Source organism: Flavobacterium magnum, assembly GCF_003055625.1.
GTDB lineage: Bacteria > Bacteroidota > Bacteroidia > Flavobacteriales > Flavobacteriaceae > Flavobacterium > Flavobacterium magnum.
In genome coordinates this window covers 2,481,450-2,505,496 of sequence record NZ_CP028811.1, presented here as the reverse complement: position 1 = coordinate 2,505,496, position 24,047 = coordinate 2,481,450, and the positions used below count along the sequence as shown (strand labels likewise).

Annotated in this window: 28 protein-coding genes; 12 read left to right on the top strand and 16 right to left on the bottom strand. The window is 47.9% G+C overall.

All coding sequences use genetic code 11. From position 1 onward, the window contains the following. Positions 1-43: 43 nt before the first annotated feature. On the bottom strand, positions 44-1,171 hold the full coding sequence (locus tag HYN48_RS10600) for a cysteine desulfurase family protein (protein WP_108371509.1): 1,128 nt from the start codon (positions 1,169-1,171) through the stop codon (positions 44-46). Between the two features lie 94 nt (positions 1,172-1,265). Between HYN48_RS10600 and HYN48_RS10595 the strand changes: the two genes are divergently transcribed. Beyond that, entirely contained in the window at positions 1,266-2,240 is a 975-nt protein-coding gene (locus HYN48_RS10595) for a hypothetical protein (protein ID WP_108371507.1), read from the top strand. On the opposite strand, the gene HYN48_RS10590 is transcribed toward HYN48_RS10595, so the two are convergent. From HYN48_RS10590 to HYN48_RS10565, 6 genes are all read right to left on the bottom strand, one after another. Beyond that, positions 2,237-2,779, bottom strand: coding sequence for a Smr/MutS family protein (locus tag HYN48_RS10590; protein WP_108371505.1), 543 nt, complete (start codon positions 2,777-2,779; stop codon positions 2,237-2,239). The two genes, HYN48_RS10595 and HYN48_RS10590, sit on opposite strands and share 4 nt — an antisense overlap. Beyond that, positions 2,760-2,954 (bottom strand): hypothetical protein, encoded by a 195-nt coding sequence (locus tag HYN48_RS10585; RefSeq protein ID WP_108371502.1) that lies wholly within the window; start codon positions 2,952-2,954, stop codon positions 2,760-2,762. Before HYN48_RS10585 ends, HYN48_RS10590 begins: the two co-directional genes overlap by 20 nt. Positions 2,955-3,043: 89 nt before the next feature. After that, positions 3,044-3,514, bottom strand: a complete 471-nt coding sequence (locus HYN48_RS10580) for a cytochrome ubiquinol oxidase subunit II (RefSeq protein ID WP_108371500.1) — start codon at positions 3,512-3,514, stop codon at positions 3,044-3,046. 107 nt (positions 3,515-3,621) lie between these two features. Further along, positions 3,622-4,866 (bottom strand): ornithine--oxo-acid transaminase, encoded by a 1,245-nt coding sequence (gene rocD, locus HYN48_RS10575; RefSeq protein ID WP_108371497.1) that lies wholly within the window; start codon positions 4,864-4,866, stop codon positions 3,622-3,624. Positions 4,867-5,047: 181 nt separating this feature from the next. Further along, the gene (locus HYN48_RS10570) at positions 5,048-5,458 is read right to left on the bottom strand and encodes an OsmC family protein (RefSeq protein ID WP_108371495.1); all 411 of its coding nucleotides are present in this window, start codon (positions 5,456-5,458) and stop codon (positions 5,048-5,050) included. An 83-nt stretch (positions 5,459-5,541) separates the two neighbouring features. Further along, entirely contained in the window at positions 5,542-6,594 is a 1,053-nt protein-coding gene (locus HYN48_RS10565; RefSeq protein ID WP_108371493.1) for a sensor histidine kinase, read from the bottom strand. 148 nt (positions 6,595-6,742) lie between these two features. Between HYN48_RS10565 and rlmD the strand changes: the two genes are divergently transcribed. From rlmD to HYN48_RS10550, 3 genes are read left to right on the top strand one after another with little or no spacing between them, the layout of a single operon-like run. After that, entirely contained in the window at positions 6,743-8,155 is a 1,413-nt protein-coding gene (gene rlmD, locus HYN48_RS10560; RefSeq protein ID WP_108371490.1) for a 23S rRNA (uracil(1939)-C(5))-methyltransferase RlmD, read from the top strand. Positions 8,156-8,178: 23 nt separating this feature from the next. Continuing rightward, entirely contained in the window at positions 8,179-8,733 is a 555-nt protein-coding gene (locus HYN48_RS10555; protein ID WP_108371488.1) for a DUF6452 family protein, read from the top strand. Beyond that, complete coding sequence (locus tag HYN48_RS10550) at positions 8,705-9,451, top strand: DUF6048 family protein (protein WP_108371486.1); 747 nt, start codon at positions 8,705-8,707, stop codon at positions 9,449-9,451. The genes HYN48_RS10555 and HYN48_RS10550 overlap by 29 nt, the downstream gene beginning before the upstream one ends. A 21-nt stretch (positions 9,452-9,472) precedes the next feature. Here HYN48_RS10550 and HYN48_RS10545 read toward each other — a convergent pair whose 3' ends face one another. Together HYN48_RS10545 and HYN48_RS10540 are read right to left on the bottom strand one after the other, a co-directional pair. Continuing rightward, entirely contained in the window at positions 9,473-9,706 is a 234-nt protein-coding gene (locus tag HYN48_RS10545) for a hypothetical protein (RefSeq protein WP_108371483.1), read from the bottom strand. After that, positions 9,703-10,890: a THUMP domain-containing class I SAM-dependent RNA methyltransferase gene (locus HYN48_RS10540; protein ID WP_108371481.1), complete on the bottom strand. Its 1,188-nt coding sequence runs from the start codon at positions 10,888-10,890 to the stop codon at positions 9,703-9,705. The genes HYN48_RS10545 and HYN48_RS10540 overlap by 4 nt, the downstream gene beginning before the upstream one ends. Positions 10,891-11,035: 145 nt before the next feature. On the opposite strand from HYN48_RS10540, the gene HYN48_RS10535 reads away from it, so the two are divergent. From HYN48_RS10535 to HYN48_RS10500, 8 genes are all read left to right on the top strand, one after another. Continuing rightward, entirely contained in the window at positions 11,036-11,815 is a 780-nt protein-coding gene (locus HYN48_RS10535) for a class I SAM-dependent methyltransferase (RefSeq protein ID WP_108371479.1), read from the top strand. Next, positions 11,815-12,507: a ZIP family metal transporter gene (locus tag HYN48_RS10530; RefSeq protein WP_108371477.1), complete on the top strand. Its 693-nt coding sequence runs from the start codon at positions 11,815-11,817 to the stop codon at positions 12,505-12,507. Before HYN48_RS10535 ends, HYN48_RS10530 begins: the two co-directional genes overlap by 1 nt. A 149-nt stretch (positions 12,508-12,656) precedes the next feature. Then, positions 12,657-13,475 carry an N-acetylmuramic acid 6-phosphate etherase gene (murQ, locus tag HYN48_RS10525; RefSeq protein ID WP_108371475.1) on the top strand — a complete coding sequence of 273 codons (819 nt, stop codon included), beginning with the start codon at positions 12,657-12,659 and terminating at the stop codon, positions 13,473-13,475. Continuing rightward, positions 13,475-13,693 carry a DUF6095 family protein gene (locus HYN48_RS10520; protein ID WP_108371473.1) on the top strand — a complete coding sequence of 73 codons (219 nt, stop codon included), beginning with the start codon at positions 13,475-13,477 and terminating at the stop codon, positions 13,691-13,693. Before murQ ends, HYN48_RS10520 begins: the two co-directional genes overlap by 1 nt. Then, on the top strand, positions 13,693-14,265 hold the full coding sequence (locus tag HYN48_RS10515; RefSeq protein WP_108371471.1) for a pentapeptide repeat-containing protein: 573 nt from the start codon (positions 13,693-13,695) through the stop codon (positions 14,263-14,265). The genes HYN48_RS10520 and HYN48_RS10515 overlap by 1 nt, the downstream gene beginning before the upstream one ends. Before the next feature lie 2 nt (positions 14,266-14,267). Beyond that, complete coding sequence (locus tag HYN48_RS10510) at positions 14,268-14,846, top strand: DUF1572 family protein (RefSeq protein WP_108371469.1); 579 nt, start codon at positions 14,268-14,270, stop codon at positions 14,844-14,846. 103 nt (positions 14,847-14,949) lie between these two features. Further along, positions 14,950-15,327, top strand: a complete 378-nt coding sequence (locus HYN48_RS10505) for a DNA topoisomerase IV (RefSeq protein WP_108371467.1) — start codon at positions 14,950-14,952, stop codon at positions 15,325-15,327. 49 nt (positions 15,328-15,376) lie between these two features. Beyond that, positions 15,377-16,171, top strand: a complete 795-nt coding sequence (locus HYN48_RS10500; protein ID WP_108371465.1) for a TerC family protein — start codon at positions 15,377-15,379, stop codon at positions 16,169-16,171. Positions 16,172-16,254: 83 nt separating this feature from the next. On the opposite strand, the gene HYN48_RS10495 is transcribed toward HYN48_RS10500, so the two are convergent. The 7 genes from HYN48_RS10495 to HYN48_RS10465 form a co-directional block, all read right to left on the bottom strand. Next, complete coding sequence (locus HYN48_RS10495) at positions 16,255-18,909, bottom strand: DNA gyrase/topoisomerase IV subunit A (RefSeq protein WP_108371463.1); 2,655 nt, start codon at positions 18,907-18,909, stop codon at positions 16,255-16,257. Positions 18,910-18,960: 51 nt separating this feature from the next. Next, positions 18,961-19,143: a hypothetical protein gene (locus HYN48_RS10490; protein WP_108371461.1), complete on the bottom strand. Its 183-nt coding sequence runs from the start codon at positions 19,141-19,143 to the stop codon at positions 18,961-18,963. Between the two features lie 10 nt (positions 19,144-19,153). Next, on the bottom strand, positions 19,154-21,010 hold the full coding sequence (locus HYN48_RS10485) for a DNA topoisomerase IV subunit B (RefSeq protein WP_108371459.1): 1,857 nt from the start codon (positions 21,008-21,010) through the stop codon (positions 19,154-19,156). A gap of 189 nt (positions 21,011-21,199) precedes the next feature. After that, positions 21,200-21,886, bottom strand: a complete 687-nt coding sequence (locus tag HYN48_RS10480) for a TIGR02117 family protein (RefSeq protein WP_245945947.1) — start codon at positions 21,884-21,886, stop codon at positions 21,200-21,202. Further along, positions 21,887-22,861: a transglutaminase domain-containing protein gene (locus HYN48_RS10475; protein ID WP_181248455.1), complete on the bottom strand. Its 975-nt coding sequence runs from the start codon at positions 22,859-22,861 to the stop codon at positions 21,887-21,889. Between the two features lie 100 nt (positions 22,862-22,961). After that, entirely contained in the window at positions 22,962-23,378 is a 417-nt protein-coding gene (locus HYN48_RS10470; protein ID WP_146171767.1) for a YcxB family protein, read from the bottom strand. 90 nt (positions 23,379-23,468) lie between these two features. Then, positions 23,469-23,996: an NADPH-dependent FMN reductase gene (locus HYN48_RS10465; RefSeq protein WP_108371451.1), complete on the bottom strand. Its 528-nt coding sequence runs from the start codon at positions 23,994-23,996 to the stop codon at positions 23,469-23,471. Positions 23,997-24,047: the final 51 nt, after the last annotated feature.

Here is a 24,047-nt window from a genome sequence, read left to right as displayed (position 1 = left end):
TAATTGTTTTGCGCAAACATAATACTTTTTTCCAAAAACGCAACTAAATCAGCTGGAGTGCATTCACCAATTCGTCGATGTCCTCGATGGTATTGTAATGGCTGAAGGAAATCCTCAGGCTTGGTTTCTCGAGATCGGCCGCTTCCAGCATTTCAGCAAGTACGTGCGACGGCTTCGGGCTGCCGGACTGGCAGGCGCTGCCACGTGACACCGCAATCCCTTTGATGTCGAGGTTGAAAAGGATCATCGAAGTCTTCTCGGGTGAAAAAGGCAGCAACACATTGATGATGTTGTATAAGGTGGCGTCGGGATTACCGTTGATTTTCATCTGCGGAAACTGTGCTGACAACCTACGCACGGCATATTGCTTTAAGTCATTGATATGGTTTGACTCTTCCTTAAGATGGGCATATGACAATTCGAACGCCCTGGCCATACCAGCAATATTGTGTACCGATTCAGTTCCAGGGCGCAGGCCTTTTTCCTGTTCTCCACCGAAAAATACCGGGTTTATGGAAAGTCCCTTGCGGATGAATGCAAAACCGATGCCTTTGGGTCCGTGGAATTTGTGTGCACTGGCAACCAAAAAATCGACTGGGATTTGTTGCAGGTCAATTTCAATTTTCCCGATCGACTGCACCGTATCAGAATGAAAAAAAGCCCCATGTCGCTTCGAGATTTCGGCAACCGCTGCAATGTCGGTGATTACCCCGGTCTCATTATTGACGTGCATCAGTGACACCAAAGTAGAGATTTCCTGCGACAGCAATGCCTCAAGATGGTTGAGGTCGACACTGCCATCGGGAAGAATTTTCACGAAATCAATCGCTGTCCCGAATTCCGTTTCCATGCGTTCCACTGCATGAAGTACTGCATGGTGCTCAATCTTTGAGGTAATGATGCGCCCCACGCTGAGATGGGTTACGGCGTTGCGGATAATCCAATTGTTGGCTTCCGTGGCTCCGGAGGTGAATATGATTTCGCCGGCCTGGGCATGAAGCTGCGCAGCGATGGCTTTTCGTGACAATTCTATGGTGTTTCGGGAAACCCTTCCGAAGCTGTGGGACGAAGACGGATTACCGAAATCGTCCGCTAATATCCTGCTCATTTCTGCAATGACTTCAGGGCGGACCTGGGTCGTCGCAGCGTTGTCTAAATATATTTTTTTCATCGGTGCAAAGCTAGCAAATTTGTGATTTCATTGTGAGCTGCCGTCGGTGAATTCTCATTTTTTTACCTACTTTTGCTCAAAATAAAAGATTGGCATGAAGAAATTTCTGGTTTTATTGTGTTGCAGTATTTTGCTAAATGGCTGTAATGACGGGGATATCAAAGTAGAATCGTTTGATTTTGAAAATGCGCAGACAAGAACCTGCGGAGAAGACACCAACGACTTTTTCCTGTATAAATTTGATGGAAACGAAGCGCTGATCGTCCAGATACCCCAAACGCGATTTGTCAATAAGGAAACACCTGCCGGAACTCCGATAGTCATTGATATCACAGCAAATGTAAAGGTGATCTACAGGGTGTATGATGCACCGGTAACCGCGTCTACGCTTTGCAGCAACATCCCGCCTTCAATGCCTACGGTTATTGACGAGTGGAATGCTGAAGGTGGCACCATTGAAATCACCACGAGGGCAGTCAATACCGAAGTGGCCGCGACCGGAGAAAGCCTCGTGACTTCTTTCAGTCACAACATCATCTTCAAGAATATCACGTTCAACCGCGGAAATGATGAGCGCCAGACGACGGAACAGATTAATTTCGGAACCTACACCACTCCGAACCGGAATAAGCCGGTGGACTTTACCACGATTGAAAACGTACAAACCTGCACGACCAATAACCTGCTTTACAAATTATCCGGAAACCAGGCTTTGGCGTTAGACCTGGACGCCGCCACGCTGGCCACGCTTTTCCCGAATGAGGCCACTACGGTAGATAATCCCAGGGAATTTTACCTTACTACTGAAGACCAATTGCTTTTTGTGGTATATGCCAATGTCGTGACCAGGGATGATTTTTGCGGAGGCAACGTCGGTGCGGTCTCCGAGATATGGAAAGCGCAACCCGGCGTTGATCAGATCAGCGGACTGATTCAGGTTGAAACAACGACGAGCGGCAGCAATTTTATCCATACCATCCGGTTCAGGAATGTCCGGTTTAAGAACGCCGACGGGCTCGAATTCACTTTTGGCGACAACTACCGTTTCGGGGATTACATCACGAATTAGGCTTTCTTATTTTGCCTGAAATAAATCTCAGTGGCACCGGCACCATATTTCTGGTAGCTGGCATCCTGGAAATCCAGGTTGTCGTATCTGCCCAGTAAAAAGTCCAGTTCAGCTTTCAGCACGCCCTCTCCCACCCCGTGGATGAATACGATTTTAGGGATACGGTGGCTGATGGCAAAATCCACGTGTCGTTTCGCAGTCTCGATCTGCAGATTCAGGATGTCGAAATTGTTCATTCCGCGGGGATTCTTTACAAGTTTTTCAATGTGCAGGTCAAATTCGGGAACCGGAACTTCCTTCACTTTTTTCTCCTTTACAAAACTACGTGGTTTCGGAATCTCTTTTTCTTTTAGGATTTGGCTGATATTCCCAGTGGTAAAATTGATTTCGGGTCCGCCCACCAGGAGCAGTTCCTTTTGATGGAACGTAAGTTCGAATCCCTCGGTAGTTTCCACAGTGACCGATTCGCCCTGCACATTCATCACGATGCCTTCGATGTCATCGTCAAGCACCATCACCTTATCGCCCTTCTTGTACATCGTCATCGTCATTGCGTTGGTTCTTACTTGGTATTTTGGCGCTCAGCCGCATCATGCAAAACATGAACACTGCGATGGCCGCAATCATGACATACACATTCGGATGCGTTTTGCTTTGCTCGTAAAGTGCGAGCAATATGGACACGAAAATCAGCGGGACCAGGATTTTGTTCATGTAGTGCATTTTGGAGTCTAAATTACGATTTTTCCAAACAAAAAATCCGTTCCGGTCGCCCGAAACGGATTGTGATATTCTCTTTATAATTATGCTGCTCCTGCCCCTGACAGCAACGCTACGATCATCAGCAAAAAGGCGAGTACATAAATCGACAGGAAAATAATCGTGAAAATTCCGATGAACTTATAGTGAGACTTCAGGTATTCCATTGACGAAGCCAAATATTCGGAGCTGTTTTCCCTGTAGGCTTTTTTGAGGTTGACCGCGAATTTGTTCAGGTAAAAAACCGGAAAAAACATGATGGCGATTACAATCAGCAGTATAAGTCCCAACGCCGTCGGGTTCATATCCTGAACCTGCTCGTTTCCTCCACCTGGATTGATCAGTGCGGAGTTGCCCGTGGTGATTACGGCTATCGTAAGCAGCACCATAAGCCCGAGGTACACAAACCCGATGATACTTAAAAAATGAGCCCATTTACCTACTTCCCTCAGGAATTCCTTGGCAGAATCGGTTAATTGCATTTCAAATTTTCCAAAAGCAGAATCGCCTTCCATAATGTCCAGTTTTAAAGTTAATTTCCAAATTTAACAAAATTGGTTTCACCACCATTTGCCGGAATTAAAAGTTTTAAACAAAAAACCCGCTTCAAAGCGGGTCCTTTTTATTTCTCGAATTCCTTTAAGGTCTTTATGATGATATTAATGCAGTCGGACAGCTGCTCTTCGGTCATGACCAACGGCGGTGCAAACCGGATGATGTTGCCGTGGGTTGGCTTGGCCAGCAGTCCGTGATGGGCCAGGCGGAGGCAGATATTCCACGCCGTATCGCTGTCTTCAGTATCATTGATCAGAATAGCGTTCAGTAATCCCTTACCTCGCACCAGCGTGGCTATATTCGAAGTCCTGATGTACTCACCTATAGCTTCCCTGAAAATGGTTCCGAGATATTCGGCATTTTCAGCAAGATTTTCATTTTCAACCACTTCGAGTGCTGCCATGGCCACCGCTGCCGCCAACGGATTGCCTCCGAACGTTGAACCGTGCTGCCCCGGTTTAATGACATGCATCACGTTGTCATTTGCAAGCACCGCGGAAACCGGATACACGCCGCCCGAAATGGCTTTGCCTAAGATCAGGATATCAGGCTGTACATTTTCATGGTGCACGGCCAGCAACTTCCCGGTACGTGCGATGCCGGTCTGTACCTCGTCAGCAATGAACAAAGCGTTGTGTTTTTTGCAAAGCGCGCTGGCTTTGGCGAGATATCCTTCAGACGGCACGTAGACGCCCGCTTCTCCCTGGATAGGTTCTACGAGGAAACCGGCGATATTTTTTGTGGAAGCCAACGCCTGCTCCAAAGCGTCAATGTCATCGTAGGGAATCTTAATGAATCCGGCAGTATACGGCCCGAAATGCTTCCTGGCATTTTCATCGTTGGAGAAAGAGATAATGGTCGTGGTCCTGCCATGGAAGTTGCCTTCGCACACGATAATCTGGGCCTGCTGCTCTTCAATACCCTTGACTTCATACGCCCACTTCCGGCAAAGCTTTACTGCGGTTTCCACCGCTTCTGCGCCCGTATTCATCGGCAATACTTTGTCAAATCCGAAATACTCACAAAGAAACTTTTCGTAAAGCCCTAATTTATCATTGTGGAAAGCCCGCGACGTTAACGTAAGGGTTTGCGCCTGGTTGATCAGCGCTTCAACAATATCCGGATGGCAATGGCCTTGATTGACCGCAGAATATGCTGACAGGAAGTCGTAGTACCGCTTTCCTTCGGCATCCCACACATACACGCCTTTTCCGCGGCTCAACACCACAGGCAAAGGATGGTAATTGTGTGCTCCATACTTGTCTTCCATCTCGATAAATGCTTCTGAACTGATTTTTTCTAAAACTGACATTGATACTGATTTTTAGAATATGTTTTTACAATTCCTTCTTATGGAGAGAAATCATCCGTTTGCGGCGTAAAAATAAATATAAAATGGAGAATCTTATCTTTTTGCCAAAGATATTCACCCATCTTAAAAAAACGCCCCGTTCCCTTTCGGAAATGAGGCGCGCTTAGAAATGTTTTTTTGTTTACAGCAACGTTGCCGTTGAGGAGATATCGGTGTTGAGTAATTTTGAGATCGGACAGTTCTTTTCTGCCTTGTCCACGAGTTCCTGAAACTTCTCTGCTGAAATGCCATTGACTTTCCCGTTTACGGTCAGCACCGAACTTACGATGGCTCCGTTCTGAAAATCGATATCACACTTGGTTTCAATACTTTCAATCTCGTAACCTTCTTCGCTGATATAAGCGGACAACTGCATGGTAAAGCAGCCCGAATGCGCCGCTGCAATAAGCTCTTCCGGGTTTGTCCCGATGCCGTCTTCAAAACGGGTTTTAAACGAATACTGTGAATTGTCGAGCACCTTGCTCTGTGTCGTAAGCCTGCCATTGCCCTCTTTCAGGGAACCTTTCCAGACTGCGGTTGCGTTGCGTTTCATATTGTTGATTTTTTTGTTGCTTAAATTTACACCTTAATCCGGACAATGCGATCGTGACGCGAAAAATTAACACAAACAAAACACTACTTTTTGCGGTACATCTTGAGGTCAATAACGAAGGTGGCGCCTTTGATGTCGCCGCCGCTTTCCGCGTAGAAAAGCCCGTCCGCTTTCTTGATAATCTGGCTTGAAAGGTACAGGCTCATGCCGTTGGGCTTGCCATCCTTGTCCGAACGCGTCATATTGGCCAGGCTGAAGAAGTCTTTACTGCTCGTGCCCATCCCCGCGCCGTTGTCGGCGACTGTAATCATGATATGCGAATGTTGCCTGTATACACTGAGCGTGATGGTTTCCCCGACGGGCGAATACTTCACCGCATTGTCGATAAGACTGCCAAGCACCGTAAGCAGGGATTCGCTGTCGATACGCAGGTGCGTTTCGGTAATTTTTAAGTCGGTGACCAACTCGATGCGCTTTGCACGCAGTTTTTCCTCAAATTGCTTTTTCAGGGCATTGACGATCTCAGCGAAACGAATCCCCCTTACCTTAAACATTTTCCGGGACAGCGCTTCTTCTTCCTTTAAGATGGCGACGTAAGTCTGCAGGAACTCCTTTTGTCTTTCGGCAGAATCTGCGATAGTCTGGGCCTCAGCAGCAATCGCCGGTGAGGGTTGCAGGCTGATGATCCTGCGCGCAGATGCAAGCGGCGTTTCGGCAAAAGCTTTCATATCGTTTGAGAGCAAACCGGCCATATCCTGTTTTTGCTGCAGCAGCGCTTCATTAATCCTGATGGCGGACTGGATGTTGGCCATCAGCAGGCCGGCAGCGTCGGTGTATTCTACGGGAAGGTTCGGGACGGTGCGTGTGCTCCGGTAATTTTCCAATGCCTTGGAGGCGGCGTCGATCGGAGCGATGAGTTTCTTCAGCAGGACCAATGTCACCGCCGTGGCAAACAAGGTCAGCGCCAGGGCAATGACGATGACCGATGTCGGAGAAATCTTAGACTCATAAAACGCGATAAAAAATAGCAGTCCGATAAGCGGAATGTGGATTCCGACAAATGCGACAAAAAGGAATTTTCCCGCATAGCGGTCCTTCAGAAAGCCCAAATTGGATAAGGCGGCGTATAATTTCATGGTGATTGTGTTTGATTGCTGGCAACGATAATTACGAAACCGGTGAGGTATCGGTTTTCCAAATATAACATTATTCGCAAATGAATAAAAATTAATGCGCCGAACTGAAAAATATGGCAGGTTTTAATTTTAAGCTTACTTTTGCGGCATGGCAGCAAAAAAGACAGACAAGATCATTTTTGAAAATATTGAAGTACTCGATGCGGGTGCAAAAGGCGTTTCCGTAGCGAAAGCCCCTGACGGCAAGGTGATTTTCATTCCTAATGTGGTTCCAGGCGATACCGTGGATGTACAGACGTTCAAAAAACGGAAAGCCTATTACGAGGGAAAAGCGATAAAGTTTCATGGCTTGTCGGAGCACCGAACAGAGCCCCAATGCCAGCATTTCGGGGTTTGCGGCGGCTGTAAATGGCAAAACATGAAATACAGCCGGCAACTGCATTACAAACAAAATGAAGTCAAGAACCACCTGCAACGCATCGGGAAGATCGCGTTGCCTGAATTCGAGCCGATCCTGGGGTCACAAAAACAATTCTTTTACCGCAACAAAATGGAATTCGGTTTTTCGAATTCCCGTTGGCTGACTGAAAAGGAGATTGGCACCTCAGACGAGATCGACAGCCGCAATGCACTGGGATTCCATATCCCCAGGATGTGGGATAAGATCCTGGACATTACGGAATGCCACCTTCAGGAAGATCCGTCAAACCAGATCAGGAACGAGATCCGCAAATTTGCCATTGCAAACGACCTGGCGTTTTTCGACCCAAGGAATCATGAAGGACTGTTGCGCACGCTGATGATCCGCACCGCGTCGACGGGTGAGATTATGGTCCTGATACAGTTTTTCCACGAAAACAAGCCGCAGCGTGAATTATTGCTCGATTTTCTTTCCGAAACCTTTCCACAGATTACGTCGCTTCAATACGTAATCAACAGCAAACCGAATGATACGATTTACGATCAGGATATCAAACTGTACAAAGGACGCGATTTCATCTATGAGGAAATGGAAGGCCTGACATTCAGCATCAACGCGAAGTCTTTTTATCAGACCAATTCGGCCCAGGCCTATGAATTGTACAAAATCACGCGCGAATTTGCCGGTCTCACAGGACAAGAAACCGTGTATGACCTGTATACGGGAACGGGTACGATTGCGCAATTTGTGTCGAAACAGGCTAAGAAGGTCGTCGGTGTGGAAGCCGTACCCGAAGCGATTGCTGATGCCAGGGAAAATGCCAGGCGTAACGGGATTACGAACTGCGACTTCTTCGTGGGCGATATGAAAGTGGTTTTCAACGAAGCCTTTATCGCAGCGCATGGCAATCCTGATGTTATCATTACCGATCCGCCGCGCGACGGTATGCACAAGGACGTGGTAGAGCAGATCCTCAGGATTGCACCGGAAAAAGTGGTGTATGTCAGCTGCAACTCGGCTACACAGGCGCGCGACCTGGCGCTGATGGATGAAAAATATAAAGTTACACGTGTGCGCCCTGTTGACATGTTTCCGCAGACGCACCATGTCGAAAATGTCGTACTTTTAGAAAAAAGATAATCGTCCCGGAGCGGGATTGCAATATGAAAAAGATTTATTTACTGCTGTTACTGGCCTTTGCCTTTTCAGGTTGTGAGAAAGATGATATCTGTGATTCATCCACACCTACCACACCGCGGCTTGTCATCGAGTTTTATGACTTCACCAACCCCGCACTGCTTAAGGACGTAACCAATTTAAAAGTGACGGGCACTGGCGCTGACCAGGCCATTGTCTTCAATGATGCTTTGCCCGAGGATGATGAGAATCGATACCTCGCAAACACCAACAAGATCATGCTCCCCTTAAAAATCAATGATGATACGGCAGAGTATACGCTGACGCTGAATTCAGGAAATGATGTGCTCAACGTATCCGATATGATCCGATTGAATTACACCCGTACCAGTGAATATGTGTCCCGCGCCTGTGGATTCAAGACGCTGTTCAGGCTTAACCCGGACGTGAACGATGATACGGCGCCGCTGATCATCAATGGGAATCCGGCCGCGAATGCCGGAAACTGGATCAAGAATGTGGAGATCATCAAATCAAACCTCGAAACCGAAAATGAAACACACGTTAAAATATTTTTTTAGTGCCTTTTTCCTTTGCATGGGTTTGATGCTGCAGGCACAGGAAGTAAAAAAGGATTCGGTCAAGCCAAAGAAGGAACGTTATGGCGTGCGCGTCGGGGCTGATCTGTTCAAGCTCTCGCGCTCTTTTTACGATAAGGATTATAAGGGCATTGAATTTTCGGGGGATTACCGACTGACGCGAAAGTATTATCTCGCTGCCGAAATCGGGAATGAAAACAAGACCACCGACGAGGACCAGCTTAATTTTACGACCAAGGGCAGTTTCCTGCGTTTAGGTTTTGACTATAATATGCATGAAAACTGGCTCGACCTTGAAAATATGATCTATGTCGGATTGCGGTACGGCATCAGTACGTTCAGCCAGGAGCTCAACAGTTACAAAGTATACAATCCCAATCCGTACTTTAATGAAACCTCCACCATTGCCGTGGGTGAAAAATACAGCGGGCTCTCTGCCCAATGGGTCGAGGCAGTTGCCGGCATGAAGGCGCAGGTTTTCAACAACATATTCGTGGGGTTCAGCATCCGGCTGAGCACTTTGGTGTCCAACAGGAAACCTTCAGGATTCGACAACCTTTACATTCCGGGATTTAACCGTACTTACGACGGTGATTTTGGTTTTGGCTTTAATTATTCGGTGTCTTACTTCCTGCCATTGTATAAGAAACAGGTAAAGATGGATCAGAAAAAATCAGACGAGGCTAAAGCTGCAAAGTAGCGACTGTACGGCATCCGGTTTTTATCCCACCTGCTTTACCCCTTTCACAAAAATCCATTTCATAAAGACCTTTTCGCCTGCACCTGTTTTCACGGATTGGAACTTGGGTGCGAGCAGACTGGCCGCAACGGCTGCCGTCAACGGTTTAAGCCAACCGTTAAGATTCGTGAATTCGGCTGCAAGGAAATACATCAGCAGGTACAAGGCCGCAAAGCAGATGAAGTTGTAAAGCAGTGCTTTTGTAGTGGGTTTCATAATGATTTTGGATTATCGCCCGACATACCGGGGTTGAATTTGGCCCGTTTGCTTCCTTCGTACATTTCATATTTGACGAAGCGCGCTTCAAGGCTTCCGTTAAACAGTTTTATCTTTCTGGATGGTTTCAGACCAACAAACTTCAGGGCTTCGATGTTTGCCGTAATAAACCAGGCATTCGTATTCGGATAGCTTTTTTTGAGGGTATCGCCTATTTCTGCGTAAAAACGCTCCATATCGATGTCGAGGCGTTCGCCGTATGGCGGATTGAATACCATGTGCAGCGGACCCTGCGTTTCTTTTTCGGTGTCGAAGAAATTGCGCTCATACACCGAAATGTAATCGTCGAGATTGGCATTCCGGATGTTGTCCTTCGCCTTCAGGACGGCAGACGGCGCTTTGTCATAGCCCTTGATCGTGTAATGGAATTCGCGCACTTTCTTAAGGCAGGATTCGGCAATCATGTCAAACAGCTCATTGTCCCAGTCGGCCCATTTTTCAAAAGCGAATTCCCTGCGGTTGATATTTGCCGGAATGTTACATGCGATCATAGCGGCTTCCGCCAGAATCGTCCCGCTGCCACACATCGGGTCGACAAAATCGCCCTGCCCGTTCCAGCCTGAAAGCAACAGCATCCCTGCAGCAAGCACTTCGTTGATAGGGGCGATGTTCGTTGCGGTCCGGTAACCGCGGTGGTGCAGCGACGCCCCGGAAGTATCCAGCGCCACCGAAACCTGATCCTGGTGGATGTGGATGTTAAGCCGCAAATCAGGATGCGTCTTGTCAATACTCGGACGCTGCCCTGTTTTCTGCCGGAACTGGTCGACAATGGCATCCTTGCATTTTTGCGATACAAATTCAGAATGCCGGAATCGATCGGAGTTCACCGTGGCATCAATCACAAAAGTCTGATCGGGGGTCATATACTTCGACCAATCCATGCTGTAAATGCCTTTGTACAGGCTGTCTTCATTGGATGCCCTGAAATGATACACCGGCTTGAGTATCTTAAGGGCAGTACGCAGCGACAGGTTGGCTTTGTACATAAAACCCTTGTCGCCCTTAAAGCTGACCATGCGTACACCGGCTTCCACATCCTGTGCGCCTAAGGCCCTGAGTTCCTGTTCCAGTATTTCTTCAAAACCGAAAAAGGTCTTGGCAATCATCTTAAAATTGGCTTCCATAATTTTTGTATTTGGATGGGACAGGCGTGTAGTGAGCTGATCCGTTTCCGGACATCATCCCGCTTTTGCCTTGAGAACAACTTGGCGTCCCTGTATAAATCTGGCAAAAATAGTCTAAATTTGCGTTTCAATCTGAAAAAAGAATATGCCCGAAAATCAAAACAGCCAATCCGCGGAAAACGGCCGCCCTGCGGACGAAAACCTGAAACCCAACTGGTACGCTTCCTGGTTTGACACGCCGTATTACCATATTCTTTACAAGGACCGCGACAATACCGAAGCGCGTCTTTTCATGGACAATATCACCCAATACCTGAATTTACCGGACGACGCTACAATCCTTGACCTGGCTTGCGGCAAAGGACGGCATTCGATTTACCTGAACGAACTGGGGTATGACGTTACGGGTGCCGACCTGTCTGAGAATAGTATTGCCGAGGCCAAAAAGCACGAAAACGACCACCTGCATTTTGTGGTTCACGATATGCGCGAGCCTTGCGCAGCACAGTTCGACGCCGTTTTCAACCTGTTTACCAGCTTCGGTTATTTTGAAGACGATGCGGACAATATGAAAACCCTCGCAGCCATCAGGGACAGCCTCAACGAGACCGGATTTGCCGTTATCGACTTTATGAACGCCGCGCATGTCATCAATCATCTTGTTCCGGAAGAAGAGAAAATAGTAGAGGGAATTACATTCCGCATTAAACGCTATCATGCTGATGGCCATATCTTTAAGGAAATTGATTTTGAAGACCAGGGTACCTCTTACCACTTCACCGAGCGGGTCCAGGCATTGATGCTGTCCGACTTTGAACATATGATGGCCCAGGCGGGAATCTTCCTTCTTGACGTTTTCGGGGATTATAAGCTCCGGAAATTCCATCAAACTGAAAGCGAACGCCTGATCATGATTTTCAAATAATGAACTATTTACTCCCGTTATTGTCTGTTCTGGCAGGTTACGCCTTCGCCATTTTCATCAGGCCCGAAAAGAAGAAAAGCCTGAAATTACTGCTTTCATTCAGTGGGGCATTCCTGCTGTCGCTGACGGTAATGCATCTGCTTCCGGAAGTTTATGAAGCGGAACACCTGAAAAGTGGCGAAGCACATTCCAATACTGTTGGTATTTTTATTATGGTCGGGATATTGTTCCAGATCTTATTGGAGTTCTTTTCGAAAGGCGCTGAACACGGTCATGTACACGGTCACGAGGAAATGCTGCGGATGCCGTGGACTTTGTTCTTCAGTCTTTGCCTGCATGCCTTCCTCGAAGGATTTCCGGTAAGCCGGCATCACGACCTCGCTATGGGAATCGCCATCCATCACTTACCGATTGCGGTCATCCTGACGCTGTTCTTCATCAATGGCAAATTGAAAAAAACCACGATTTTTATATTTATGGCTGCATTTGCAATCATGACGCCTTTAGGTACCTTTGCGGCAGAATCCTTGTCGGTTTTAAACGACTATTACACTCAGATTACGGCGGTTGTCATCGGAATCTTATTCCATATTTCCTCAACGATTATTTTTGAGGCGAGTGAAAATCATAAATTCAATGTGGCGAAACTGTCGATGATCGCCCTTGGTATTGTCCTGGCGTTGCTATTGTAGGCACTGCGCTCGGATGCGGATAACCAGGTTTAGCTGGCTACTGCATTTTTTATTAAAGTGCCAGTTTGTGCATGCAGCGACACTAAATTAGCGCGGGATTTTAATTGTAAAACCGTAACTTTGGGTTCAAATCCAAAAATCGTTACATTTTGTCTTTTACCAAAACGACTGAACAGTCCTCGAAATACAACAGCCTCGAATCGATGCCGGTTGGCGAACTGCTGGCCAGTATCAATAACGAAGACAAGACCGTCCCTTACGCGGTTGAGAAAGCGCTTCCGCAGATAGAAAAACTCGTCAATGACATCGTGTTGCGCATGCAAAACGGCGGCCGCTTATTTTATATCGGGGCCGGGACATCCGGAAGGCTGGGAATTGTAGATGCCTCTGAATGTCCGCCCACTTTCGGCGTACCGTTCGACCTTGTCAACGGGATCATCGCAGGTGGCGATAAGGCAATCCGGCGCGCGGTTGAAAATGCGGAAGATGATGCCGAGCAGGCGTGGAAAGACCTCACCGACATGCAAATCGGTCTGAACGATACCGTCATAGGGATTGCCGCTTCCGGCACGACGCCTTATGTCATCGGCGGATTGGCCCAATGCAACCGGAACAACATCCTGACCGGCGCGATTTGCTGCAACGCGGGCAGCCCGTTATCACAGACGGCAATCCATCCGATCGAGGTTGTCGTAGGCCCAGAATTCGTCACGGGCAGTTCACGTATGAAGGCCGGAACCGCACAAAAACTCGTGCTCAATATGATTTCGACAACCGTAATGATCCGACTCGGCCGCGTGAAGGGCAACAAAATGGTTGACATGCAGTTGAGCAACAAAAAACTTGTAGACCGGGGCGCCAAAATGATCGTGGAGGAAACCGGCGTAAGCTACGACGATGCCATCGAAATGCTGATACAATACGGCAGCGTGCGCAGTGCGGTTGATAACTACCAAAGCAAATCGTAATGCCTACAAACAAAGACATTTTAAACAAGGGATTGAAACTGCTGGCGTTTGCGTTGCCCTGCGCCTTCATCGGTCCGGCCGTGATCCATTTTGCATTTATAAACAAGCAGCAACCCTTGTTCCCGCTCGTGCTTGGAATCGGGATTGTACTCGCTTTTGCCGCGATTTTCCTGATGTTCAAAGGCATCATCACCATCATTAACAGCATGACCGACTGATGGAAAACCTCATTAACATTGATGTTGTTTTCGACAAATTGGCCTTCGTGAACCAGAAGTTGGCCCACCGGGAGTTTGATGGCTGTATTTTCCGGAATTGCGATTTCGCAGGCAGCGACCTGTCGAACAACAGCTTTACCGATTGTGAATTCCGTGATTGTAACCTTGGCATGGTGAAGTTTAGGGAGACCGGACTCAAGACCGTGCTGTTCAGCAATTGTAAAGTCATCGGTGTCCGGTTTGATGAGGCGGACGAATTTCTGTTCCATGTCCGTTTCGACAATTCAGTGCTCGATTATGCGTGTTTCGAAAACAGGAAAATGCCGAAGACCAGTTTCAGACATTGCAGCTTGCGCGAAGTAATTTTTACGGGTGCGGACCTTTCGGGTTCCGATTTTGACCATTGCAACCTCGAAGGCGCGATTTTCAGCGAAACGGAGTTGAAAGCCTGTGATTTCACGACCGCTTACCATTTCAGCATCGACCCGGAGCAAAATCCGATGAAAAAGGCAAAGTTTGCTGTAGAGGCGCTGCCCAACCTGCTTTCCAAATACGACATTAAAATCATTTAGCCATGGATACCAATACCACTTACCTCGAAAGTGTGCGCAAACAGTTCCTGTATTACAAGACCATTGCCGAAAAGGCGCTGGCACAATTGCAGGACGCGCAGTTGTTTACAGCGACGAACGAAGATACGAACAGCATCGCAGTGATTGTAAAGCACTTGTCCGGCAACATGCTTTCGCGCTGGACCGATTTCCTGACCGCAGACGGTGAGAAGGAATGGCGTGATCGTGACAGCGAATTCAATGATACTTACAGCTCAAGGGCCGAGATGCTCGAAGCCTGGGAAAAAGGCTGGTCATGTCTCTTTGAGGCGATTGATGGCCTGAAGCCGGAACAGCTGTCGGATATCATTTACATCCGGAACGAAGGGCATACCGTCATTGAGGCGATCAACCGACAGCTGGCGCATTATCCATATCATGTCGGACAGATTGTTTTTTATGCGAAAATGCTTAAGCAGGGTGCGTGGGATACGCTGTCGATTGCCCGGAACCGGTCGGCGAACTACAATGCCGGAAAGTTCTCGAAGGAGAAGACCATACGAAATTTTACGGACGATGAACTGGACAAATTAAACAAATAGGACAAGGTGCCCCTAGCCCCGATAGCAGCGGAAATCCTTTTATCCGGCCTGGGAAGGCCGATAAAAGATTGCAGCGGATAGCGGGAAATAGCTTCTGAAAAAAATGAAAAAAATACTACTAACCGCCGTTTCACTAGCCATGATTTCCTGTTATGAACCCCCCGAGCGCCGGTGCAATGATTTTAAGACAGGTAAATTCCGAACGGAACAAATCGTTAACGGTAAGAAAACCGTCACGGAATTTGAACGCAATGACAGCCTTGAAACCGGCATTCTCAATGGAGAAAAAGAAACCGCGACAGTGCGGTGGGTCAATGACTGCGAGTATATCATGCGGAAAAAAGACCCGAAAAATTACCGTGAAGCGGTTGCAATCAGCGTGAAAATATTGACCACCTCAAAAAATTCGTATACCTTTGAATACGGGGAAGTCGGGAAATCCAAAAAATTCACCGCCACCGCCACAAGGATTCCGGATTGATGCCGCTCCTGAAACCATAAACCAAACCTAAAATTACAAATACCGCTGCATGGAAGTCTTACTGAATCCCAATTCCTGGATTGCCTTACTGACGCTTACTTTTCTTGAAATCGTATTGGGAATCGACAACATCATTTTTATTTCCATCGCGACCGGGAAGCTCCCGATGGCAAAGCGCAAAAAAGCGACCAAAATCGGTATGTTCCTTGCGATGTTTATGCGCATCGGGCTGTTGTTCGGGATCAGCCTGCTGATTGCGATGAAGGAGCCGTGGTACAGCATCAACACGGATTGGGTTACGCTCAATATCACCGGACAGAGCATCATTTTGTTGCTGGGCGGATTGTTCCTGCTGTATAAAAGTACGAAAGAGATCCGCGAGAAGGTCGACGAACGAGGTGAAGAGGAAAAAGAGCTCAAGCGCGGTGCGGCCTCTACATTCGGGAATGTGATCCTGCAGATCATCCTGATTGATATGGTGTTTTCGTTTGACAGCATACTGACCGCGGTGGGTATGACCAATGGCGTGGAAGGTGCGATTTATATCATGATTGCCGCGGTGATCATTTCGGTGTTTATCATGATGCAATTTGCGGTGCCTATCGGTACTTTCGTCAATAAGAATCCTTCAATCCAGATTTTGGCGCTGTCTTTCCTGGTGCTGATCGGCTTCATGCTGATTGTGGAATCTGCGCACCTGGCGAACGCGTCTTTCTTCGGGAACCATGTTGAGACTGTGCCGAAAGGTTACCTGTACTTCGCCATCGCGTTCTCATTGCTGGTCGAGCTCCTGAACATGAAAATGTCAAAGAAACAAAAGAAAAGCCGCGATGAGGAGGCGTAAATCGCAGCCGATGGTTCTGATCATAAAAAAAGCTGTTGCGATGCAACAGCTTTTTTTATAATCCATAATATTGGCGATACCGACTAAAATAAGGTGATCTGTCCCTCGTCATCAATCTGAACATCTTCGTCCGGAATGTCCGTTGGTTCCGGAACTTCGGTAACTTCGGCGACCGCCTCCTCCGGGAGTTCGTAAGGCAACGGTTCGAGCATGTTCACCTGTTTGAGCTTGTCAGCCGTGAGCTGGTTCCCTAATGCCTTAAATCCTTTTACCGCGATGAACGCCTCGACGTCGACGACGAGATTTTCTTTCTGTACACCCTTCACTTTGGCGAAAACCAGTTCAGCCACGGGACGGTAATCCGTCGAGACAATCTCGAGCTGTGAATTCGGGTGTTCGCTGATGAAGGTTTCTTCCTTCCCCTCGTTTTCCACGATAAAACGCTTCACATAATAACGCTCTTTTTCGCCGTCGTAGTAGATTGCCGAAATCGGTTTTTTCGGGATCCATTTTTCCAGAACGACCATATCGGGGTCGAAATGCGTCGTCAGCTCGGGAATGATGACCTTGAGTTTTCCCGTTTGCGAAATCACAAGAATCTTATCGCTGGGCCTGAATTCCCCAAGCAACTCTCCCCTGCCGTCGACATTGAGGCGCTGCACTGTGTCGTCAAACCATATCTTACGGGGCAATAATGTAGAAATCCCTTTTTCCTTGAGCTCGATTTTCTTGATCGGGTATTTGGTCACGAGATTGCCTTTTGACGAGCGCCCCTTGATCGCCATTTTGGCGAAATCAATATCGAATTTGAGTTTTTTGATGCTTCCGACCTGACGGAGTAAAATCGTAATCACCTCTGCCTCGCCATTAGGATTGTGAGAAAAATACAGCACCTGCGACCCGGTATTCCCGTTGGTCAGGTCATACGCCTTGTCTCGCGTGACGCCTGAAACGTTGAAGCGCTTGATAAACGAAGGCCCTGATTTCCCGTCGCGGTACACCATATTGTAAATCGTGCGCTTGTCATTTTTATCAAAAATATCAACGTGTATGATGTCTTTACCAATAAATTTCTTGTCATCAACCTTGGTGATCATCATGGTGCCATTTCTCAGGAACACGATTACATCGTCAATGTCGGAACAATCGGTCACGTATTCGTCTTTCTTCAACCCGGTCCCGATAAAGCCCTCCTCACGGTTCACATACAATTTGGTATTCCGGAGGACGACTTTCGTGGCTTCGATGTCATCAAAAATACGCAGCTCTGTCTGCCGTTCGCGTCCTTTGCCGTATTTCTCCTTAAGCTTCGTGAAAAACGCAATCGCAAAATCAGTCAGGTGTTCCAGATGGTGCTTGACCTGTTCGATTTCACCCTCGAGCGCCTCAATCTTCTCCTGTGCCTTGTCGATGTCGAACCTGGAAATGCGTTTGATCCGGATTTCTGTCAGCCGGTTGATGTCTTCATGCGTTACCGCGCGCCTGAGGTGGGTAATGTGGGGTTTCAATCCTTCGTCAATCGCGTTGATTACGCCTTCCCAGGTTTCCTCCTCTTCGATAAGGCGGTAAATCCTGTTCTCAATAAAGATGCGCTCGAGTGATGCAAAATGCCAGTTTTCCTCGAGTTCATCGAGCTGGATTTCCAGTTCCTGCTTCAACAACTGCACGGTGCGTTTCGTCGAAATCCGCAACATGTCCGATACGCCGATAAACCGCGGTTTATGGTCTTCAATCACACAGCCCAGCGGTGCCACCGACGTTTCGCAGGCCGTAAAGGCATACAACGCGTCTATGGTTTTATCTGGTGAGACGCCGGGAAAAAGGTGGATTAATATCTCCACCTCCGCCGCGGTGTTGTCTTCTATCTTCTTAATTTTTATTTTTCCTTTCTCGTTGGCTTTCAATATACTATCAATCAGTGTTGAAGTATTGGTTGAGAAAGGGATTTGGGTAATGACGAGTGTGTTTTTATCCAACTGGCCGATTTTGGCCCGCACGCGCACCCTTCCGCCACGCATCCCGTCGTTGTAATTCGACACGTCGGCGATACCGGCTGTCTGGAAATCAGGGAATAGCTGGAAAGGTTTGTTTTTAAGTATTTTTATCGAAGCATCAATCAGTTCGTTAAAATTGTGCGGCAATACTTTTGTCGAAAGTCCCACGGCAATCCCTTCCGCGCCCTGTGCCAGCAACAGCGGAAATTTTACGGGTAGATTGTTGGGTTCGTTGCGGCGGCCGTCGTAAGAGGCAATCCATTCGGTAATCTTAGGGCTGTACAGCACCTCGAGTGCAAATTTGGAAAGGCGCGCCTCAATGTAACGTGAGGCAGCTGCCCCGTCCCCGGTAAGGATATTTCCCCAGTTTCCCTGGGTATCAATCAGCAGCTCCTTCTGCCCGATCTGCACCATAGCGTCGCCAATGCTCGCATCGCCATGCGGATGGTACTGCATGGTATGCCCAACGACATTAGCAACTTTATTGTAGCGGCCGTCATCAAGTTCTTTCAGCGAATGCATGATGCGGCGTTGCACCGGTTTGAAACCATCTTCGATGGCTGGTACGGCGCGTTCGAGGATGACGTACGAGGCATAATCCAGAAACCAGTCTTTATACATACCGGTAACCTTCGTGATCGTGTCATTCGGGTCTTCTTCCTCATTCTCATAGAAGTGCGAGCCTTCCGGGCGCTGTTCTTCTGAAAGTGCGTCGGGGTTGATATTTTCTTCTTCTTCGTCCATTAATTTGAAGTAAAAACCCTGTAGCCCAAGCTACTGGTTTTCGATGGTGTCTTAAAAATTATACTTCTCCCTGCATATGTGTTTCTCCGTGATGACCTGGTTGCCATGCTTGTCAATCGTTACCATTTTCTTTGTCTCACATTCATTATGGTCATTGGCATCGGTGATAAACAGGTATCCGCTCACAGCAGTCACAACGACGAGGGCTAAGGTGATGTACCAGGCTCTTTTCATTACTTTATAGTTACAGTTCCTCAATTACGTCAAGTTCGACCTTCAGGTTGTTGATGATAAACTCCTGTCTGTCGGGCGTATTTTTTCCCATGTAAAAGGACAGCAGCTGTTCGATTGATGTGCCTTTGTCGAGCATGATCGGATCCAGCCTGATGTCGTCGCCGATAAAATGTTTAAACTCATCGGGTGAAATTTCTCCCAATCCCTTGAATCGTGTGATTTCCGGCTTGGGTTTCAGTTTTTCAATCGCCGCTACGCGCTCTTCTTCAGAATAGCAGTAAATCGTTTCCTTCTTATTCCTGACCCGGAATAACGGTGTCTGCAGGATATACAGGTGCCCTTCCTTGATCAGCTCGGGGAAAAATTGCAGAAAAAAAGTGATGAGCAGTAACCGGATGTGCATCCCGTCCACATCGGCATCGGTGGCGATGACGATGTTGTTGTACCTCAGGTCGCTCATGTCTTCTTCGATGTTGAGCGCCGCCTGCAGCAGGTTGAACTCTTCATTCTCGTACACGATTTTTTTGCTCATCCCGTAGGAGTTCAACGGCTTACCGCGAAGACTGAAAACCGCCTGGGTATTGACATCCCGCGATTTGGTAATCGATCCGGAAGCTGAATCCCCTTCGGTGATGAACAGCGTACTTTCCAGGTAACGCGGATTCTTGATATCCGGCAGGTGTACGCGGCAGTCGCGAAGTTTCTTATTGTGGAGGCTTGCCTTCTTTGCACGGTCTTTGGCCAGTTTTCGGATTCCCGAGAGCTCTTTTCGCTCGCGTTCCGCCTGGAGTATCTTACGCAGCAATAAATCAGCCGTTTCAGGATTTTTATGCAGGAAATTGTCAAGCTTGTTTTTTACAAAATCGTTGATGAACGTACGTACTGAAGGCAGGTCAGGGCCCATATCCGTAGACCCCAGCTTGGTTTTCGTCTGCGACTCAAACACGGGCTCCATCACCTTTACGCTGATGGCGCTCACAATCGACTTGCGGATGTCTGAAGGCTCGAAGCTCTTGTTGTAAAACTCCCGGATGGTCTTCACAAGAGCCTCCCGAAAGGCCACCAGGTGCGTACCACCCTGCGTCGTATTCTGGCCGTTAACAAACGAATGGTATTCTTCGCTGTATTGCGATTTACTGTGGGTCATCGCAATCTCGATATCGTCGCCGAGCAGGTGGATGATCGGATAGACCATGTCCTCTTCTGAAATATTCTCATCGAGCAGGTCCTTTAAACCGTTATCGGAATAAAATTTTTCTCCGTTGTAAATGATCGTCAGCCCGGTATTGAGGTAGCAGTAATTCTTGAGCATCTTCACCACATATTCATTCCTGAACTTGTAGTTTTTGAAAATGGCTTCGTCAGGAGTGAAGATTACCTTTGTGCCTTTACGTTTCGTGGTATCGATCACGTCTTCTTCCATCACCAGGTTTCCGGCGGAAAACTCTGCCGCTTTCTGCTTTTCTTCCCTGACCGATTCTACGCGAAAGTAGTTTGACAGCGCATTGACCGCCTTGGTACCCACACCATTCAATCCGACCGATTTCTTGAAGGCCAGCGAATCGTATTTCCCGCCGGTATTCATTTTCGACACGACATCGACCACCTTGCCCAGCGGAATCCCGCGCCCGTAATCCCGCACCGACACCGTCCTGTCTCGGATGGTCACTTCAATGGTCTTGCCGGCACCCATAACGAATTCATCGATACAGTTATCAATAACCTCCTTGAGCAGTATGTAAATACCGTCATCAACCGAGGAGCCGTCACCAAGTTTCCCAATATACATCCCGGGACGCATGCGGATGTGCTCCTTCCAGTCCAGCGAACGGATATTCTCTTCGGTATATTGATTTTCGACTGACATGCAGAAATAACGATTTAGCTGATGGTGATGGCGCGTATGCCGGATGCAACGCCCATGGTTTGCTAATATAGTTGAAATCGCGGCGAATCGGAAGCGGAAAAAATCAAAGTTATTAAGAATGATATTGACAAATCCCGAGGCTATATCATTATAAAGAGGCCAACAATGTTTACGGTTTTCGGTCGAAATTTACTGGTAATGGCAAAAAATGCCACCGTCGGTCAGCGTCCACAAGGCCGCCTTCTGCCTTCCGGATTTCAGCGTGTTGTTCGTCCAGGAATTGCAGGTGTAGAACAGGCTGTACCTGCCTTCGGCTTCATAAAAGATGTCGTTCAGGCCGTAGCCCGAATGTAAAATCGGGCGTGGATTTCCGGCTGTGTCGCGCGCAAATGATTTTTGAACGAAAGCCACCATGTCCGCATACTCCCGGCGGCTTACAAAAATTTTGCGGCAGCGTTCGCCCTCAAGCGGCTGGTCGAGAAAAACCACATGCATTGCGCTGGTGCCCAGATAAAAGGCGGCATTGAAAGCGGTGCGGAATTTAAGGTCAGACCACTCCGGCGTATGAAGGTAAAAATCCCTGTCACCCCAGCCGAAAGCGACATATGCCAATGCCGCATCGTTGGCTACGGTATGGCCAACCCGGACGAATTGCTTCCAGTTAAAAACCTCATTCTCAACCGGAAAAACCACATCGGTGTGGACACCGTTGGTACGCAGGTAGATGGCGACAGCAGAGTCCGGATCCTCGTCTCGGGAATTCACCGAAATGCGTGACAGTAAAAAAGCCAGGAGCATATAGGCGGCGATAAAGACCAGCAGCGAAAGCATCAGCCTCCGAAACAACCGCAACCATGTCCAAGCTCTATACTTCAATTATCGCGCAATTTTATAGGCCGCTACTGAGCGGTTGTTTACAAAAAGTGTCAGGAATCCGCGATCCGCCGCATCAATAGGGATTTCAAATTCAGCAAGGTTGCCATTGCGTTTGAGCTCGGGGCGCTGCAGTTCGTTCTGACTGCTGAAGGCGTACGTGACGCTGTCGCGCTCACCGAGGTCGGCAATACGGAAAGGGATAGCTTTTTGTCGGGCAGGAAGTATACCGCTTTCAGGCGACAGGATTTCGTAATCAGAATTGACATAGCTACCGTAATATAAGGGCAGGTTTGCAAAGTCCTGCGGTGTTTTTTCGAGCATCGACATCCTATTGTCTTCAGGAAAATGGTTCAGGAAAAAAATTTCGGGCATTGTACAGAAATAGCCGTCATTAAACGAGGGAACAAACCGTCCGGTGTCAGAATCGACGTTCCCGGCGCCCCAGGTGACATCGATGAGATTCCATGAATTTCCGATTTTGACGGCATTCCATATGTGGTCGCTCGGTTGCGGCAGCTTGCCTATTTGTGTGGGACTGGTCTTGGCGCTGCCGGGAATGTCAATGCATTTCAGCGCCGTCAGGTCGCAAAGGTGATGAAACAGCGCTGCGTAATTCTGGCAAATGCCTTTTCCGCTTTTCAGTGTCTTCTCAGCCAGCTGGAGACGAAATTTTTTCTCTTTTTCTATTCGATCGGCTTCATCCTTATAATAGAACGCCACACCATTACCGAAACGCGAGGCCGGTAAATCGTAACGGATATTGGTCGCAATCCAGGTGTAAATCGCGCGCGCCTTGTCGGCATCAGAACTGAAATCGGTATTGATTTTCCCGGCAAGTTTTTCTGCCGAAGAAAAGGCTGACGGATAACCCCGTACGATGTCATCCACCGCAGCAAAGTCCTGTGCAAAAGCACTTTGGATGAATAAAAAGATAAAGGTGATGGTCAGCATCAGTTTGGGGAAACGCTTTTTCATGGTCATTCGCTTTACAATAATTATACCATAAAACGCGCCGGATTTAAAAAAATTTCAGCAGGCATCCTGAATTAACAGTTGACACTGAAATACATTACATTCAATCCCTCAATTTGAGTTTGAGTCCGGGAACAGTTCTGAAGATACGACGCAGGTCCGAGAGGTCGGCGTCCGTCATCTCGCGCTTCGGTATCAGGTTGGCCACCTGCTTGCTTTGGTACACCAGGAACCAGTCGCGGGTTTCCTCAATGCGATACAGGCTGTCCATTGCGAGTTCTGAATTGAAACGCTCCCCTTTCGAGAACATTTTGTCAGCTGTGAATTCGTATATCACCGGCTGTTGTATGCGCTTGTTCGAGGCGAAATTGCGTGTCGATTTGATGTACAGCATAACCGGAATAAAAATAAGGTAAAACGCGAACAGCAGCGTAAATATCGGATCCAGGCCGAAATAAGTCTGACCGGAATATTCCAGTATCCCCATCACCATCAGTACGAAACAGAGTGCGGTAAACACAATCGTAAACGGCTTGCGGTATGTGAGTTAAAAACACAGTTTTAAGTAGTCTTTGCCGGCGATTTGCGTGGTGAAAACCATGGCCCGGAACTACACTGGAAATTTTGAAACGGTTTCCCTGAGTTCGGTGTCGAGCGTTGCATTGGAAATGCGGTTGGTACCGAGATCGAAATTCTCGTAGAACGACGGAAGTGAGAATACCGCCTTGATATTTCCGCCATAGCGGGGCAAATTAGCCTGGGCAATCTCCAGCACGCTTTTCCCACCACGCTGACCGGGGGAAGTAGCCATCAGGAGCATCGGTTTATTTTGAAAAACTTCCTTGGTGATGCGGGAGCACCAGTCGAAAAGGTTCTTAAAGGCCGCAGAATAATTTCCGTTGTTCTCGGGCAGGGACAGCACGATCACCTCTGCGGAAGCGAGCTTGTCAAGGAACGCCTGGGCCAGAGGATGCTGCCCGATTTCATCCTCACGGTCCTGACTGTACAGCGGCATCTCATAGTCGTTAATGTCCAGTAATTCCACTTCCGCGTTGTCGAAAAGACCTGCGGCATATGCAGATAATTTCCGGTTTATGGATTTCGAACTGTTTGAGCCTGCGAACGAGATGATTTTCATAAAAATTGAATTGAAGGGTCTGTAAGATATTGATCCGTCCTAGGAATTATT

What these genes read in the sequence shown, in the direction of transcription:
- HYN48_RS10485 (WP_108371459.1), bottom strand. Translation starts at nt 21,010, where the DNA reads ATGTCAGTCGAAAATCAATATACCGAAGAGAATATCCGTTCGCTGGAC.
- HYN48_RS10515 (WP_108371471.1), top strand. Translation starts at nt 13,693, where the DNA reads ATGGAAAACCTCATTAACATTGATGTTGTTTTCGACAAATTGGCCTTC.
- HYN48_RS10545 (WP_108371483.1), bottom strand. Translation starts at nt 9,706, where the DNA reads ATGAAACCCACTACAAAAGCACTGCTTTACAACTTCATCTGCTTTGCG.
- rocD (WP_108371497.1), bottom strand. Translation starts at nt 4,866, where the DNA reads ATGTCAGTTTTAGAAAAAATCAGTTCAGAAGCATTTATCGAGATGGAA.
- HYN48_RS10505 (WP_108371467.1), top strand. Translation starts at nt 14,950, where the DNA reads ATGAAAAAAATACTACTAACCGCCGTTTCACTAGCCATGATTTCCTGT.
- HYN48_RS10565 (WP_108371493.1), bottom strand. Translation starts at nt 6,594, where the DNA reads ATGAAATTATACGCCGCCTTATCCAATTTGGGCTTTCTGAAGGACCGC.
- HYN48_RS10465 (WP_108371451.1), bottom strand. Translation starts at nt 23,996, where the DNA reads ATGAAAATCATCTCGTTCGCAGGCTCAAACAGTTCGAAATCCATAAAC.
- HYN48_RS10475 (WP_181248455.1), bottom strand. Translation starts at nt 22,861, where the DNA reads ATGAAAAAGCGTTTCCCCAAACTGATGCTGACCATCACCTTTATCTTT.
- HYN48_RS10600 (WP_108371509.1), bottom strand. Translation starts at nt 1,171, where the DNA reads ATGAAAAAAATATATTTAGACAACGCTGCGACGACCCAGGTCCGCCCT.
- HYN48_RS10555 (WP_108371488.1), top strand. Translation starts at nt 8,179, where the DNA reads ATGAAAAAGATTTATTTACTGCTGTTACTGGCCTTTGCCTTTTCAGGT.
- HYN48_RS10595 (WP_108371507.1), top strand. Translation starts at nt 1,266, where the DNA reads ATGAAGAAATTTCTGGTTTTATTGTGTTGCAGTATTTTGCTAAATGGC.
- HYN48_RS10500 (WP_108371465.1), top strand. Translation starts at nt 15,377, where the DNA reads ATGGAAGTCTTACTGAATCCCAATTCCTGGATTGCCTTACTGACGCTT.
- HYN48_RS10495 (WP_108371463.1), bottom strand. Translation starts at nt 18,909, where the DNA reads ATGGACGAAGAAGAAGAAAATATCAACCCCGACGCACTTTCAGAAGAA.
- HYN48_RS10530 (WP_108371477.1), top strand. Translation starts at nt 11,815, where the DNA reads ATGAACTATTTACTCCCGTTATTGTCTGTTCTGGCAGGTTACGCCTTC.
- HYN48_RS10540 (WP_108371481.1), bottom strand. Translation starts at nt 10,890, where the DNA reads ATGGAAGCCAATTTTAAGATGATTGCCAAGACCTTTTTCGGTTTTGAA.
- HYN48_RS10585 (WP_108371502.1), bottom strand. Translation starts at nt 2,954, where the DNA reads ATGAACAAAATCCTGGTCCCGCTGATTTTCGTGTCCATATTGCTCGCA.
- HYN48_RS10590 (WP_108371505.1), bottom strand. Translation starts at nt 2,779, where the DNA reads ATGTACAAGAAGGGCGATAAGGTGATGGTGCTTGACGATGACATCGAA.
- HYN48_RS10570 (WP_108371495.1), bottom strand. Translation starts at nt 5,458, where the DNA reads ATGAAACGCAACGCAACCGCAGTCTGGAAAGGTTCCCTGAAAGAGGGC.
- HYN48_RS10550 (WP_108371486.1), top strand. Translation starts at nt 8,705, where the DNA reads ATGAAACACACGTTAAAATATTTTTTTAGTGCCTTTTTCCTTTGCATG.
- HYN48_RS10510 (WP_108371469.1), top strand. Translation starts at nt 14,268, where the DNA reads ATGGATACCAATACCACTTACCTCGAAAGTGTGCGCAAACAGTTCCTG.
- HYN48_RS10535 (WP_108371479.1), top strand. Translation starts at nt 11,036, where the DNA reads ATGCCCGAAAATCAAAACAGCCAATCCGCGGAAAACGGCCGCCCTGCG.
- HYN48_RS10490 (WP_108371461.1), bottom strand. Translation starts at nt 19,143, where the DNA reads ATGAAAAGAGCCTGGTACATCACCTTAGCCCTCGTCGTTGTGACTGCT.
- HYN48_RS10580 (WP_108371500.1), bottom strand. Translation starts at nt 3,514, where the DNA reads ATGGAAGGCGATTCTGCTTTTGGAAAATTTGAAATGCAATTAACCGAT.
- HYN48_RS10520 (WP_108371473.1), top strand. Translation starts at nt 13,475, where the DNA reads ATGCCTACAAACAAAGACATTTTAAACAAGGGATTGAAACTGCTGGCG.
- rlmD (WP_108371490.1), top strand. Translation starts at nt 6,743, where the DNA reads ATGGCAGCAAAAAAGACAGACAAGATCATTTTTGAAAATATTGAAGTA.